At 63.4% G+C, this 14,665-nt stretch carries 11 protein-coding genes and 1 pseudogene; 3 read left to right on the top strand and 9 right to left on the bottom strand.

The annotated features are described in order from the left end of the window. From tpiA to ACLQI9_RS13600, 5 genes and pseudogenes are all read right to left on the bottom strand, one after another. Positions 1 to 786, bottom strand: coding sequence for a triose-phosphate isomerase (gene tpiA, locus ACLQI9_RS13620; protein WP_442378638.1), 786 nt, complete (start codon positions 784 to 786; stop codon positions 1 to 3). Positions 787 to 799: 13 nt separating this feature from the next. After that, a complete protein-coding gene (locus ACLQI9_RS13615; protein ID WP_442378637.1) occupies positions 800 to 2,011 on the bottom strand; it encodes a phosphoglycerate kinase in 1,212 nt (403 codons plus the stop codon). A 2-nt stretch (positions 2,012 to 2,013) separates the two neighbouring features. After that, positions 2,014 to 3,036, bottom strand: a complete 1,023-nt coding sequence (gene gap / locus ACLQI9_RS13610) for a type I glyceraldehyde-3-phosphate dehydrogenase (protein ID WP_442383214.1) — start codon at positions 3,034 to 3,036, stop codon at positions 2,014 to 2,016. A gap of 99 nt (positions 3,037 to 3,135) precedes the next feature. Further along, positions 3,136 to 4,305: pseudogene (locus ACLQI9_RS13605) on the bottom strand (phytoene desaturase family protein). Next, on the bottom strand, positions 4,302 to 6,068 hold the full coding sequence (locus tag ACLQI9_RS13600) for a DUF3556 domain-containing protein (protein WP_442383216.1): 1,767 nt from the start codon (positions 6,066 to 6,068) through the stop codon (positions 4,302 to 4,304). The pseudogene ACLQI9_RS13605 and the gene ACLQI9_RS13600 overlap by 4 nt, the downstream one beginning before the upstream one ends. Positions 6,069 to 6,288: 220 nt before the next feature. Here ACLQI9_RS13600 and glnA point away from each other — a divergent pair, with 220 nt between their 5' ends. After that, entirely contained in the window at positions 6,289 to 7,725 is a 1,437-nt protein-coding gene (glnA, locus tag ACLQI9_RS13595; RefSeq protein ID WP_442383218.1) for a type I glutamate--ammonia ligase, read from the top strand. 131 nt (positions 7,726 to 7,856) lie between these two features. Here the strand turns inward: glnA and ACLQI9_RS13590 are convergent, their stop codons facing one another. Further along, a complete protein-coding gene (locus ACLQI9_RS13590; RefSeq protein ID WP_442383220.1) occupies positions 7,857 to 8,483 on the bottom strand; it encodes a helix-turn-helix domain-containing protein in 627 nt (208 codons plus the stop codon). Between the two features lie 110 nt (positions 8,484 to 8,593). Here ACLQI9_RS13590 and ACLQI9_RS13585 point away from each other — a divergent pair, with 110 nt between their 5' ends. Beyond that, the gene (locus tag ACLQI9_RS13585; RefSeq protein ID WP_442383222.1) at positions 8,594 to 9,013 is read left to right on the top strand and encodes a limonene-1,2-epoxide hydrolase family protein; all 420 of its coding nucleotides are present in this window, start codon (positions 8,594 to 8,596) and stop codon (positions 9,011 to 9,013) included. Positions 9,014 to 9,233: 220 nt separating this feature from the next. On the opposite strand, the gene ACLQI9_RS13580 is transcribed toward ACLQI9_RS13585, so the two are convergent. Then, a complete protein-coding gene (locus tag ACLQI9_RS13580; protein ID WP_442391771.1) occupies positions 9,234 to 10,043 on the bottom strand; it encodes a sulfatase-like hydrolase/transferase in 810 nt (269 codons plus the stop codon). Further along, positions 9,971 to 11,134, bottom strand: coding sequence for a restriction endonuclease (locus ACLQI9_RS13575; RefSeq protein ID WP_442391765.1), 1,164 nt, complete (start codon positions 11,132 to 11,134; stop codon positions 9,971 to 9,973). Before ACLQI9_RS13575 ends, ACLQI9_RS13580 begins: the two co-directional genes overlap by 73 nt. Positions 11,135 to 11,440: 306 nt before the next feature. Between ACLQI9_RS13575 and ACLQI9_RS13570 the strand changes: the two genes are divergently transcribed. After that, positions 11,441 to 11,653, top strand: coding sequence for a hypothetical protein (locus ACLQI9_RS13570; protein WP_442383226.1), 213 nt, complete (start codon positions 11,441 to 11,443; stop codon positions 11,651 to 11,653). Between the two features lie 977 nt (positions 11,654 to 12,630). Here ACLQI9_RS13570 and ACLQI9_RS13565 read toward each other — a convergent pair. Beyond that, on the bottom strand, positions 12,631 to 14,391 hold the full coding sequence (locus tag ACLQI9_RS13565; RefSeq protein ID WP_442383228.1) for an NAD-binding protein: 1,761 nt from the start codon (positions 14,389 to 14,391) through the stop codon (positions 12,631 to 12,633). Between the last annotated feature and the right edge of the window lie 274 nt (positions 14,392 to 14,665).

Raw genomic sequence — 14,665 nt, 5'->3', positions numbered from 1 at the left:
CTACGGCAGTGGTCCTCCGGCGGCGATCGCAGACAGCGTCGCGAACTGCTCGCCGTCCAGCGACGCGCCGCCGACCAGGGCGCCGTCGACGTCCTCCTGCGCGACGATGTCGCCGATGTTCTTGGCGTTCACCGAGCCGCCGTAGAGCACCCGGACGGTGTCGGCGATGTGCGCTGAGGCCAGCGCGCCCAGCTCCTTGCGGATGGCCGCGCACACCTCCTGAGCATCGGCGGCGCTGGCCACCCGCCCGGTGCCGATCGCCCACACCGGCTCGTAGGCGATGACGACCTTGGCGATCTGCTCGGCGGACAGCCCGGCCACCGATCCACGCAACTGTTCCTGACAGTGGGCGACGTGCTCACCGGCTTCCCGGACTTCCAGGTGCTCGCCGATGCAGATGATCGGGGTCAGCTCGTGCTTGAGCGCGGCGGCGGCCTTGGCGGCCACCAGCGCGTCGTTCTCGTCGTGGTAGGTGCGTCGCTCAGAGTGACCGACGACGACGTAGCTGCAGCCCAGCTTGGCCAGGAAGGCCCCGCTGATCTCGCCGGTGTACGCGCCCGAGTCGTGCTGTGAGAGGTCCTGGGCGCCGTAGGTCAGCCGCAGCTTGTCCCCGTCGACCAGCGTCTGCACGCTGCGCAGATCGGTGAACGGCGGAATCACCGAGACGTCGACCCGGTCGTAGTACTTGTCGGGCAGCGAGAAAGCGATCTTCTGGACCAGCGCGATCGCCTCGAAGTGATTGAGGTTCATCTTCCAGTTGCCGGCTATCAGCGGCTTGCGGCTCATCGGCGTCCTTAGCTCAGGTACTCAGCACTTCTAGACCGGGCAACGTCTTGCCCTCAAGGTATTCCAGCGACGCCCCACCGCCGGTGGAGATGTGCGAGAAGCCGTCCTCGGGCAGGCCCAGCGCGCGCACAGCCGCGGCGGAGTCGCCGCCACCGACCACGCTGAACGCGCCCTTGGCAGTCGCCTTGGCGATCACTTCGGCGACGCCCTTGGTGCCTGCGGCGAACGCCGGAAACTCAAAGACACCCATCGGGCCGTTCCAGAAGATGGTCTCGGCGTTGGACAGCAGCGTACTGAAGCGAATTACCGACCCCGGCCCGATGTCCAACCCCATCTTGCCGTCCGGGATCGCATCGGCGGCGACGAGCTGCGGCGGCGCATCGGCGGCGAACTTGTCGGCCACCACGATGTCCACCGGCAGGCGCAACACGTCGGCGTAGGTGTCGAGCAGTCGGCGGCAGGTGTCGATCATCTCGGTTTGCAGCAGCGATGTGCCCACCGAAAGGCCAGCTGCGGCAAGGAATGTGAAGCACATGCCACCACCGATGACAATGCTGTCCGCCTTGGTGGCCAGCTTCTCGACGACGCCGAGCTTGTCGGAGACCTTCGAACCGCCGAGCACCACGGCATAGGGTCGCCGCGTCGAGCTGGTCAGCCGCTCGAGCACGCTGACCTCGTCGGCGACCAGCTTGCCGGCGTAGTGCGGCAGCAGCGTGGCGATGTCGTAGACCGAGGCTTGCTTGCGGTGCACCACTCCAAACCCGTCGGACACGAAAGCGCCTGTTGGCCCGACCAGTTCGGCAAGCTCTTTCGCCAGCGCCAGCCGCTCCCCGTCGTCTTTGCTGGTTTCCCGGGGATCGAAGCGGATGTTCTCCAGCAGCAGCACATCCCCGTCGGTCAGACGCGCAGCGCGGGCCCGCGCGTCACGGCCGACGACGTCGTCGGCCAGCTGCACATCCTGTCCCAGCGCCTCACCAAGTGCCGCGGCAACCGGGGCCAACGACAGCTTCAGGTCAGGTTCGCCCGTGGGTCGTCCCAAATGCGCGGTCACCACCACCTTGGCGCCGCCGTCGACCAGCGCCTTCAGCGTCGGCGCCGAGGCGGTGATACGGCCCGGATCGGTGATCACGCCGTTGTCGAGCGGCACGTTGAGGTCGGAGCGAACCAGCACACCACGACCTGAAACTCCCTGTGCAAGAAGGTCTTTGAGGCTAGGGATGCTCACGGCTACAGCGACTTGCCGACCAGCGCGACGAGGTCGACGAGGCGGTTGGAGTAGCCCCATTCGTTGTCGTACCAGGACACCACCTTGGCCTGGTTGTCGATCACCTTGGTGAGACCGGAGTCGAAGATCGAGCTGTGTGGGTCGGTGACGATGTCGCTGGACACGATCGGGGCATCGTAGTACTTGAGGATTCCCTTGAGCTTGCCCTCCGCGGCAGCCTTGAACGCCGAGTTGATCTCGTCGGCGCTGGATGACTTGGTCAGATCGGCGGTGAGGTCGGTGACCGAGCCGGTCGGGATCGGCACCCGCAGCGCGTACCCGTCGAGCTTGCCCTTCAACTCGGGCAGCACCAGACCGATGGCCTTGGCGGCACCGGTTGACGTCGGGACGATGTTGAGTGCGGCGGCGCGGGCGCGACGGAGATCCTTGTGCGGCCCGTCCTGGAGGTTCTGGTCCTGGGTGTAGGCGTGGATGGTGGTCATCAGACCTTTGACGATGCCGAATTCGTCGTGCAGCACTTTGGCAAGGGGCGCAAGACAGTTCGTCGTACAGGAGGCGTTGGAGATGATGTTCTGGCTGCCGTCGTACTTGTCGTCGTTGACGCCAAGCACGACAGTGAGGTCGGGGTCGGTGGCCGGCGCGGAAATGATCACCTTCTTGGCACCGGCCTCCAGGTGACCTTTGGCCTTGGCGGCGTCGGTGAAGATGCCGGTGGATTCGACGACGACGTCGGCGCCCAGATCACCCCAGGGCAGCGCCGCCGGACCCTCCTTGATCGCCAGCGACTTGATCTTGGTGTTGCCGACGACGATGGTGTCGTCGCCTTCCAGGCTGACGTCGTAGGGCAGCCGGCCCAGGATCGAGTCGAATTTCAGCAGATGCGCCAGCGTCGCGTTGTCGGTCAGGTCGTTGACCGCGACCAACTCGACGTCGGTGCCGGCGCCCTCGGCTTGCTGCGCCAGTAGGGCCCGGTAGAAGTTGCGTCCGATGCGACCGAAGCCGTTGATGCCTACCCGGACCGTCACTTGTCTCTCCTTAAACGCTGACGAATTGCTCGCTGCCAGCCTAGTAGCTGCGGGAATGCACCGCGAATCGCGGACGGTCAGGCCGATTGGGCTGCTGATTCACCTGCGTAGCCGGCGCAAGGCCGACTGGGCGGCGTGATAGCCGCACAGCCCGTGGATACCGGCGCCCGGCGGCGTGGATTGCGAGCACAGGTAGACGCCGGGCACGCCTGTGAAGTAGGGATCGATCGCCACCCGGGGCCGGAACAGCACCTGCAGCCGGTCGTTGGCACCGCCGATGATGTCGCCGCCGATGTAATTGGGGTTGTAGGCCTGCAACTCGGCAGTGCTCTTGCTGACGGTGGCGACGATGCGCTCGCGGAAGCCGGGTGCAAACCGCTCGTTCTGGTCGGTGATGCTGGCGGTGGCGTCGCCCGGGTAGCCGGACGGCACATGGGCGTAGGTCCAGATTGGGTTGATGTTGCCGGACGAACGCGATGGGTCGGCCAGGTATTGCTGCCCGACGAGCGTGAAGGGCCGCTCCGACATCCGCCCTTGTGCCCGCTCGCGTTCGGTGAAGGCGATCTCGGCGAACGTCCCGCCGAGGTGGACCATGCCGGCACGGGCGCACTCGGGGTTGGTCCACGGAATATGGCCCTCGATGGCGAAGTCGACCTTGAAGGCCGATGAGCCCTCGCGGTAGCGTCGATAGGACCGCTTGATCCGCGCGGGCATCACGTCGCCGTAAATCGCGAGAGCCGCGGCCGGGCTCAGGTCGAGCATCACGATGTCGGCTTCGGGGATGCCGCCGCGACTGGTGACGGTGACGCCGGTGGTGATCGCGCCGCCATGCTCGCGCAGCGCGGCGGCCAGGGCGGCGATGATCGACCCCGATCCGCCCTCAGCGACGGGCCAGCCGTACCGGTGCCCGCCGGCCAGGAACAACAGTCCCATCGCTGCGGTCAATGGCTGATCCAGCCGGCTGAACATGTGCGCGGCCGCACCGCCGAATAGGGCGCGCGCCTGCTCGGTGCGAAACCACCGCGCCGCCACGGTGGCCGGCAATACGGCGCGCGGCCCAAAGGCCGCGAGACGGATCATCCACTCCCAGCGGATGAGCGGCCGAGCAGTAATCGTGGATGACACCGGGTACCGTCAGCTCCCCCGAACGCGCTCCTCCCCCGACAGATTCCGCGGCCTCCAGCAGTTGAACGTCTAAACCGTTGCGCGCCAGATGTATTGCCGCGGCCAAACCGTTGGGTCCGGCACGACGACGACTGCGTTCGTCATTGGCGAGCGTCGGCGCCGTGCGTTGTGAGATGGACCGGGAACTCGTCGTCGGGCTCCGGCCACGGCTGGCGGGCCAGCATGTCCGCAACGGTGACGTAGCCTTCCTCGATCAGGCCGGTCTTGGCGTCGACAATGCGATACCACTGCCGCTGCGTCTGGATCGGCTGGCCTTCGAGGATGATCACCCGAAGATCACCCTCGTCGAAGTTGCAGCGCCGCTGTACTGCCTCCAGTAACTGCTCGTTGTGCAGGTGGCCTTCGCCGAAATTCCAGCCGATGAGCGACCCAGCGACGAGTTCGCCCTCACGAAACGTGTAGTCCGCCTCGTTCGCTTCTTCCCCGAGCGCACGGGGTACTAGCCCGTTGAGCGCCCGGCCATGGACGTGCATGGACCGGAACGCCCGAGCCTTGTCGGTGATGATTTCGGCGGTCGCCGGGTCGTAGAGCTTGGCCAGTTGGTTGGCGGTCAGCGCCGAGCTTTTGATGACGTCGGCATCCAGCTTTTCCTCAGCACCCGAGCGGAAGCACCAAACACTGGACGCCCAGTTGCCCGCGTAGTAGCGCAATGCGGGCAAGAATGAAATCTGTTGCGGGAAAACATTTCCCACTATCGGGACCACGACGAGCGCTGCCATCAGGAAGGCAAGCAACAGCGGCGAATTGAGATCGTAGATGGTGATGCTGCCGTAGTGCCCGAACAGGTAGAACAGCGAGAAGATGAAGAACACGTTCCACTCCAACGGAACGCCCATCGGGAGGTTGGAAATGATGTTGAGATGGAAGATCACCATGAACCCGATCAGCCACCACCGCCACGGATGACTGTCGGCGAAGAACACCAGCACCGCAGGCACAATGAATTCGGCCGTGGTCCCGCCGACGTGGGCCATGAACTTCGGTATCCAGGTGGGGCGCAAGTCGTTGACAGGGTCGCGGTAGAGCATGCGCTTCAACCAGTTGAAAGCCCTGCCTCTCAGCAGCGCGTTGTTGCTCATCATCGCCGCGACCACGTAGGGAAAATGGTGGTTGAGCTTTGATGTTGCCGCTCCCCACCACAGCCCCAGCATGATGATCTTGAAGGCGGCGATCTGGTCGGTGAACGGGAACAAGAACACCAACAGTTTCAGCCAGTAGTGCTCGCCGCGGGCGGCCAGGAAGATGGTCTTGTCGCGCAGACCCAGCAGCGCCAAGGCGACGATCGTCGGCACCACCACAGTGGGATCGATCAGACCGACGTCACCAGTGCCGGTGACCGACCCGCCATGGCCGGGTGACAGCAGCGCCCAGATGCCCGAGGCCAGCACGAGGGCGTAGAGGCCGACATCGACGATGGTGCGGGTATCGCCTCTGGTGAACGGAACCTCGTTGGGCCACGGTGGCAGACGAATCGTCTTGGGCCGCAACCAATAAAGAAACCCGCCGATCGGCGGCCAGAATCTCGCGGTGAGCGGGCCGGATCCACAGCCCAATCCCAAGACCTCGAACAGCAGGGTGAAGATGACGAACTTCTGATACACGATCGGCTGCGTCCACCACGTCCCGATGTGACCGAGCCCGCCCAGCCCCGGGGTCAGCGAGATGACCGCGGCAGCGCCCGCTGCGTACACGGCCATCTTGATCATGTACAGCAGATAGATCGCGGACGGGGTACCGAAGCCATGCTCCACCCAATGCCGGGTGACCACTTGCAGTCTCGAAGCCGCCGGCAGCGTCGGCCAGGTGTCGGGATCGACGTCTGGAAGCTCCGGTGTGATGAATCCCATGATCGCCTCGCTGCACGTGTGAAACCAATTGGCGATGCCAATGTAACGGCATCGCGAGGCCACCGTATCGATCTTGCAAACTGGCCGAAACATCAAGCTTTTGTCCACACACTGCTTGACGAGCGACTTTGCCCCGCACATTGAATACTCAAGGGACAGCAAATTATGGCCGGCTGGGGTTCGCCGTCAGCCCGCGGATATCCAGGCAAAGGAGGATCCTGTGTCCGACAACACCCCAGACGATATCTTCAAACTCGTCAAGGACGCGAACATTGAGTACGTCGACGTCCGTTTCTGTGACCTGCCAGGCACCATGCAGCACTTCACAATTCCGGTTTACGTCTTCGACGAGACCGTCTTTGAAGAAGGTTTGGCCTTCGACGGTTCCTCGATTCGCGGGTTCCAATCGATCCACGAGTCCGACATGCTGCTGCTGCCCGATCCGGAAACCGCGACCCTCGACCCATTCCGCGCCGCCAAAACGCTGAACGTGAACTTCTCCGTGCACGACCCGTTCACCCTCGAGCTGTACTCACGCGACCCGCGCAACGTCGCCCGCAAGGCCGAGAACTACCTGATCAGCACCGGCATTGCGGACGCCGCCTACTTCGGCCCAGAAGCCGAGTTCTACATCTTCGACTCGGTGAAGTTCGACTCGAACATCAACAGCTCGTTCTACAAGGTGGACGCGACATCCGGGTGGTGGAATACCGGAGAAGAGACCCAGCCCGACGGCAGCCCCAACCTCGGCTACAAGGTCCGCCCCAAGGGTGGCTACTTCCCGGTAGCCCCCACCGACCACTACGTGGACCTGCGGGACGCGATGCTGACCAACCTGACCAATGCGGGATTCGTTCTGGAGAAGGGTCACCATGAAGTCGGCAGTGGCGGCCAGGCCGAAATCAACTACAAATTCAACACTTTGCTGCACGCGGCTGACGACCATCAAATGTACAAATACATCGTCAAGCAAACCGCATGGCAGGCCGGCAAGACGGTGACGTTCATGCCGAAGCCGCTCTTCGGTGATAACGGCTCCGGTATGCACTGCCACCAGTCGTTGTGGAAAGACGGCGTCCCGCTGATGTACGACGAGGAGGGGTACGCCGGCCTGTCGAACACCGCCCGCCACTACATCGGCGGTTTGCTGTACCACGCGCCATCGTTGCTGGCCTTCACCAACCCCACGGTCAACTCCTATAAGCGGCTAGTCGCCGGTTTCGAGGCGCCGATCAACCTGGTGTACAGCCAGCGGAACCGATCGGCGTGCGTGCGCATCCCGATCACCGGCAACAACCCGAAGGCCAAGCGGCTGGAGTTCCGCTGCCCCGACTCGTCGGGCAACCCCTACCTGGCGTTCTCGGCCATGCTGATGGCCGGGCTGGACGGCATCAAGAACCAGATCGAGCCGCCTCCACCCGTCGACAAGGACCTCTACGAGCTGCCGCCGGAAGAGGCCGCGGAAATCGTTCAAGCTCCGACGTCGCTGGCGGCGGTGATCGATCGTCTGGAAGAAGACAGCGAATACCTCACCGAGGGAGGCGTGTTCACGCCCGATCTGATCGAGACGTGGATCAACTACAAGCGCGACTACGAGATTGCGCCGTTCAACCTCCGGGTGACCCCGTACGAGTTCGCGCTCTATTACGACGTGTGACCTGGCTAAGCCGTCTGACCAGGCTTTTCGGCCCAGCTAAGGCCGTTTCGCCCGCAGACCGCCCGCAGAATCCCCGCTAGACGACGCCGCCCGCGCTGCGATCACACCCCCGATTGCGACTCGGGTGGGCGCTACCTCGCCCGCAGACCGTCGAGAAGTGCGTTCAGTGCCTGGACCCCTTCGTCGCGAGCCGTGAGCCGATCCGGCGAGTTCGCGATGAACAGAGCTGTCTCATCGGCGGCGGCCAGCAAGACATGAGCGAGCGCGTCAACGGGTTGGCCCGATGCGAGGTCACCTTCTTCCACGGCGCGCTCCAACATCGCCCGGATGGCTCCCAGTCCGTAGAGGCTCTCTAACTCCCGCCATCTCACCCAGCCCAGAACTGCCGGGCCGTCGATGAGAAGAATCCGCTGGACATGCGGGGTGAGCGAGGCATCGAGAAAGCCAATCAAACCCTGCCGCAATTGATTTAACGCCCCGTCAGCCGGATCGGCGAGATTCTGGGCGGCTGCCATCACCAGGTCCTGCTCGACCGCGATGAACACTGCCTCGAAGAGCGCCTGCTTGTCGGCGAAATGATGGTAGAGCGCGCCGCGTGTGCCAACTCCGGCCTCGGCGACGACTTCTTCGGTGCCGGTGCGGTGATACCCCTTCTCGACAAACAGTCGCCGTGCAGCATCCACGAGCGCGGCGCGGGTGGCCTCGGCTTGCGCGGCACGTCGCGCCTTCGTGTCGAGCCGTTCCTGACGCCGTGGCATCGCCACAGCCTATTGCATACAGCCTGTAGGTCACATACAGTCGCATGTCACATACAGCCAGTATGTGAGGGGTGCCAATAGTCGTTGCCAGCCTGCCGTGGAGGTTCGCTATGTCTAATCCTGTCGATGTTGTCCGCGAGTTCTGCGCGCTGATGGAGCAGCGCAACCCCGAGGCTTTGAGGCCACTGCTCGCCGACGACGCGGTGTATCAGAACGTAGGCATGCCCGCGTTTATCGGAGCCGAGGCCATTGTCGACAACATGGGAGCGCAGTTCTCGATGTTCCCCGACGCTTACGCATTCGAGATCGTCAACATCGCCAGCGACGGCCCGGTCGTTCTCACCGAACGACTTGACTACATCCAGGCACCCGACGGAACCAAACCGGGCGTACCTGTCATGGGCACGTTCGTCGTTGACGACGACGGCAAGATCGCCCGCTGGACGGACTATTTCGACCTGTCCTTGACGATCAAGCTCTTGCAAGGCGAAGACATCAGCGCACTGGTCCCTGCCGCGCCCGCACGATAGACGGGCCGTAACCAAGCGACTGCGCGGGTTGCAAGACCAAGGTTTAGCGCCACGTAGGTCAGGTTCGTCGAGCGGCTTCAGGGTCGTGGCGTTTGGAGAGGACGAGCAGCACCATGATGGCCGACGCCATCTCCGTGCCCGCGTCGATTGCGTCGTCGTCACTGGGTCCACGGACCCGCATCGGTCGCGGCGCGTGAGCAGGGGACGTGAGTCGCTGCGGTCACCGTTGTTTCTGGTAACCAGTGAAATCCTCGCCGGTCTTGATGTGCGGGAAGCGTTTCGCGCTTTCTTGGAGGGCCACCACCGGCCGCAGCGCCGCACCGATCGCCCACGCGTCGCTCATGGTCGTTTCCATGATGTCGTTTTTCTCCTGTGGGTCGGCCACAAGGTCATAGATCGCCGGAATCTGTGGCCGGACGTACGGCCCGAATAGCGAACCCTCCTGGGCTTTTCGGAAATGCACCTTCATCGTCTTCCATTTGACGGTGAGCAGCTCGCCGTCGGTGCCATAGAGGATGAAGTCATCACGGCCCGATGCCTCCGATTGGCCGAGCAAGTGCGCCGACACGTCGATCCCGTCGCTGGGGCGATCGGTAGGAACCCGCTCACTCGCGTCGACCATCGCCGCCAACGTGGGCATCCAGTCGGTGGCGGCGACGATCTCCTGGCTTACCCGCCCAGCCGGGATCCTGCCGGGCCAGCGGACGATCGCCGGTGCCCGCACCGACCCCTCCCATGTCTGCCCGAACGATCCACGCCAGGGGCCACTAGATCCGCCCGCCACGCCGATCGTGTCGCCTGCGGCGTTGTCGCTGTTCCAGACCACGATCGTGTTGTCGGCCACCCCAGCAGCATCGAGGGCATCGAGGATTTGGCCCGCCCGGTGATCAAGCTCCACCAGACTGTTCGGCACAATCCCAGGCGACCCGGAACTGCCTACGAAGTCGGGGTGCACCGTCAGGGGCGGATGGATCGTGGTGAAGCTGGCGTAGAGGAAGAACGGTGTGTCTGCGGCGGCGTTTCGTGCGATGAAATCAATGGATCGGTTGGTGATCCGCTCGTCCCCATGAACGGGCGCGTCGTCGGGTCGAACTTCTCGACCGCCTTGCATGCCTCGCCCTTGGCCCCTTCCAGGATCATCGGGATGGGGAAGTCCTTCGGGTACAGCGGGTGTTGGGTGTAGAACGCCTCGTCACTGGAGTTGGGGATCCCCCACCACTCGTCGAAGCCCTGCGCGTTGGGCAGACGATCCGGGGCCGAACCGACATGCCATTTACCAAAGCACGCGGTGCGATAACCCAGGTCGCCGAACAGCTCGGCCAAGGTGTATTCCCATGGGGAAAGGCCATATTCGCCACCCTCGCCGGGCGCTGGTACTCGACAGGTGCCCGAACGTACGTCCTCCTCACGCCGTCCCACCGTCTCGTCGGAACAGACGGCAGCGCATCGAACGGCACCGTGGCGTTGACCCGCCAGACCTGCATGGTCTGCTTCAACAAGGACAGGGAGGGTACGAGGAAGAGGACCCGCTCGCCGTCGAGCTTCTCCCTGATGTTCCGCACGCCATGATGAGTTGACCGCGACCCGACTTCGTGAACCCCTCACCACATCGCGGATCGCCTCGCACTGGTGCTCCCTCGGCTTGGCGGGCCTCGGCGGCAACGACGGGCGCATGTCGAGGGGGTTGGTGCGCCAGTTCACTTCCGAGGTGAGAAGGTCGCTCGACCCGACGAAGGCGACCTGCTGCTCCTGGTCGTTGATCGTCCGCCGCGCTACGTGGTGCAGCCTGTCGGTGGTGGCGATTAGCAGTCGGTAGGAGAAGATTGCCCGCGAGGACTCCGCCAGGAACTTGTCCACGTCCGCCTTAGTGACGGTGTTCTCGGGGGCGTACGCCTTCGCCTGGATCGCCCACAGCCGCCCGTCGTGGTCCTCAGCGACGAGGTCGATCCCCGAGTCTCTGCCCCACCGACCCGTCCACTCGCTCCACAACCACACCCTTCGCAAAGTGTTCTTGTATGTCGGGTCGTTGGTGAGAAACCACTTGCAGACATGCTCGAACTGCTTGCCTCGGACCCTCGGGTCGGGGTCGAGGCGGGCGAACAAGTCGCTGAATGTCGCCACGATGGGGATGCTATTCGAGGGCTACGACGAGGAAAGTTGCACGGAACAACATGATGCGCCCAACCTCCTTGTTGGATGACGCAGCACGACTCAAGGGCACGTCAGATGTTGCGCATCCCGTTTGGCTCGTGGCAACTCACAAGGGGCGAACTCACAGCGAGGCGTCTAGTAATTACCTTTGTACCAACGGCGGGATGTACACCGGATGAAAGCCCCCATTTAACAGGCCCGTAACTTTACGGTCGGCCAGGCGGCTGATAATTCCATCTCGCTCAAGATCGAAATCCCGTGAAAGGGGTTTAAGACATGTCGAAGCAAGCAGCTGAACATCACAAGCAAGCAGCTGAACATCTCGAACAGGCCGCCAAGCACCACGCGGAAGCCGCTAAACATCACGTGGAGGGAGCGGTTGAGAAAGCCGCCCACCAGGCCCACTTGGCGCATGCCCACCACGTTGAGGCCCTCGAGCACGCGAAGAATGCTGCCAAGGAGCACCTAAAGGCGCACGGCAAAAAGTAGAGCCTGGACGGCGCAGGTGGCGGCGGCACCCTCGATCGGCCGCACATCAAGATGCTGCACTGAGTTCCAGCAGACCAGCCTGGTGAAGTCGTCGTCGATCAACTTGCCGGTTTGGCGTTCGAGAGACGCCAGTCGCGGCCACCTGGATGATCGGATCGTCGATCATTACCGTCTGAATCAGGGTCATGCTCGGTTCGTTCGACGGCACGGGTCACTCACGCGTTCCAGGTTAATAGGCCAGATGTGCCATTTTTCGCATCCGGCATTGGTGACTGTTTGGTGACGTTGCCCGATTCGTCGATGGGAGCGTATGCGCCTGCGGGGTTGATCACATCGGATTTGTGAAAATTTCGTGTGAGGTTGCGGTCCAGCAACCGCTGACCCCCGCCGACCGCCTGGACCGGTCCGCACACGGTCCGCAGTTGGTCATCGTTGGTCAGTTTTGGCCAGGCTGGGTTTGTGCCTGGTCAGGCCCACACTCCCAACACTGACCAACGTGGATCAATACCGTGAAACGCCTAGCACGTAGTCGGCGTACAACTTCGACGAGATCGAATGCTCGGTTCGCCAGGAGATCCGCACCGCGTCGCCCGCGCGACGCGGCAAATTTGCCATCGGGGGTAAGGCCAGGTGACGCTTATGCGCCGCAAATGACACGGAACAGACCGGAATCGATCGGCTGCACCAAGAAGTGATGAACTAGGCGAAGCCTTGCCGCGCAACGGGATAAGGCGCACAACCGGACACAGCGGGAAGTGACCAGAACCGCCCGCCGTTAATCAGCGGTTATGAAGTCAGAGGTCCCGTCCCGCCCGCAGACCGCCCGCAGGAACATCGAACCATGCACACACCCGCCAACGCGTCCAAACTATAACTTCGCAGGTCAGAGGCGCTTTACCAACAAGGTCAAATCCAGCAAACGCCAGCAAACGCCCAGGTAACAGTTCGCGCTCTACTACGACGTGTAAACCAGTTCGTCAAACCTCAGCGTCTTCTGGCGCCCATAGTGGGCGACGCGTCGGCGGCCTGTGCAGCGCACGCGCCGCTGCCAGTGTCGCCGCGCCACTGTTGATCGCGGTCAGCGGCGGAGGCTGGCCCTTGCGCAGCGTCGCGATCAGCTCGCGGTAAGGGCCGATGAGGTAGACGGTGTCGCCGGCTTTCAGTCGCGCGTCGCGGCGGGGGCGCAAGCTGACCGGCCCTTCCGGTCGAGTGATCGCGATGACGCGCGTTTGGGTCGACATATCGACCAATCGCAGTCCATCTAGCTCGCTGCCCGCCGTCACGAGCATTCCGCCGACCATGAAGGAGCGCTGCCCGACCCAAAACGTCCCCAGCACCTGCAAGCCCATCGCGGCACCGATGAACCAGGGGGCTGCCAGATCGACGATCGACCGCACATTTTCAAAACCGAATTGCCGGTTCACCGCGGCGGCCAGGGCGCGGCCTTGAACGCGCATCACAATCGGCACCTGAGTATCGGATCCCAAGATTTCCAGCAGGACGATCCCGGTCCCGATGTTCTGCATGTCGTGCTGGGTCAGCACCGCCACTCCGCGGGCGCGATCGACACGCGCTGATTCCAGCGTCTGGCGCATCGTCGAGTCACCGAAAATCACCGGCACGTCGAGTTCTGCCGCGATCGACAGGAAGCGGTTGTTCTCGTCCCGCTCGATGACTACGACGTCGTATCCGGCAGCGGCCAGGTCACTCACGACGCGGATGCCGGTTGACCCCAGTCCGACAACGACGACGTGGTCGCGCATATGCCGTGCCCGTCGGACTCCCGCGGTATGGACGAAGCGGCGCGACAACAGCATGTCCGCAATGAACGCGACAAGGATGGCGGTAACGATCGCGCCGCCGAACATCAACCCGACAGCGAACAGTCGCAGGAAAGGGGATTGTTGGCCGAAGCTGAAATCGCCATAGCCCACGGTCGAAATTGTCTCGGAGGCGAAGTACAGGGCGTCGAGCCACGACATCCGCGGTCTCTCGTAGGTGAAGCGCAGCACAGCTGTCGAGCCGAGCGTGACGAACAGCGCGAATGCCAACGAGGGAACAAGCAACGGGTTGACGTCATTGCGCAGGGCCCGCACGGCATCGATTGCGCGTCGCACCCGGGATTGGTGAGAGCGCGTCGCGGTCGGCGGAGGCACGGTGATTCCGCGGGCTTCCAATTCGTCTTCCACCCCGATCATCGAGGTCCAGTCGCCGGCGTAGACCTGAAGATCCCGTCCCGGACATGGCACCACCTCGCCCGGGGTAGGTGAGTTCTTGCCGTGGACCACCGCCACGGGTGCCAGGTCGTTGTAAATCTGGCGCAGAGTCCCGTCGCGCGGCGCCTCGGCTCCCCAGACAACGAAGCCGATACCGGCTGTCTCGAACTGGTGCGCGTTACGCGACAGAACTGCCTCGACGATGGATGGTGCCGCGAGGTCGGCGACGTCCAAGATCGCGCCGGGCCCGCTAACGGCGGATACCGCTCCACGCAGCACGTCGTTGGACAGACGTGCCACCACGCGGACATTTTGGCTGTATTCCCTTGCCAGTAAAGCGATTTCAAGATTTACTGCGTCATCGGGCCCAGCGCAGACGACGGCGCGCGCGCGATGTACCCCGGCGCCCAGGAGATCGGCGGCAGTGGTGATCTGGATTATCCGCGCGCCGGCGCCCCTGAGTTCCTCGGCGATCGTCTTCGCCAGCGGGTCGTCACCGCAGACGATGATTTCGCGATGCATGAGCTCGCGCTGTTGGCGAGAACGGGGTTGTGGTTTCGTAAGCTTGCTGACAAGGTCAGTCGCGACATTCGGCCGTTGCTTTGTGTCTTGCGGCATAGTGTTTACTACGCCTGAACTATTGCGTCTGCATGACCTGCTTGAGTCGTACGTGTTGCACCCCAAGAGAACGCGACTTCGATCAGCCCGGGGCCGGTCCCGTTGCCGGTCGTAGCGGGCGACTCCGCTTGCAGGACAACGATGTTCCCCGCACCAGCCACCCGTGCAAGTCGAGCAG

Origin of the sequence: Mycobacterium sp. (assembly GCF_052143115.1) — a bacterium.
Lineage (GTDB): Bacteria > Actinomycetota > Actinomycetes > Mycobacteriales > Mycobacteriaceae > Mycobacterium.
The sequence above is the reverse complement of the archived record's forward strand: the minus strand, read 5'-3'. Positions and strand labels throughout refer to the sequence as shown.

What these genes read in the sequence shown, in the direction of transcription:
- tpiA (WP_442378638.1), bottom strand. Translation starts at nt 786, where the DNA reads ATGAGCCGCAAGCCGCTGATAGCCGGCAACTGGAAGATGAACCTCAAT.
- ACLQI9_RS13600 (WP_442383216.1), bottom strand. Translation starts at nt 6,068, where the DNA reads ATGGGATTCATCACACCGGAGCTTCCAGACGTCGATCCCGACACCTGG.
- ACLQI9_RS13590 (WP_442383220.1), bottom strand. Translation starts at nt 8,483, where the DNA reads ATGCCACGGCGTCAGGAACGGCTCGACACGAAGGCGCGACGTGCCGCG.
- ACLQI9_RS13585 (WP_442383222.1), top strand. Translation starts at nt 8,594, where the DNA reads ATGTCTAATCCTGTCGATGTTGTCCGCGAGTTCTGCGCGCTGATGGAG.
- ACLQI9_RS13570 (WP_442383226.1), top strand. Translation starts at nt 11,441, where the DNA reads ATGTCGAAGCAAGCAGCTGAACATCACAAGCAAGCAGCTGAACATCTC.
- ACLQI9_RS13565 (WP_442383228.1), bottom strand. Translation starts at nt 14,391, where the DNA reads ATGCATCGCGAAATCATCGTCTGCGGTGACGACCCGCTGGCGAAGACG.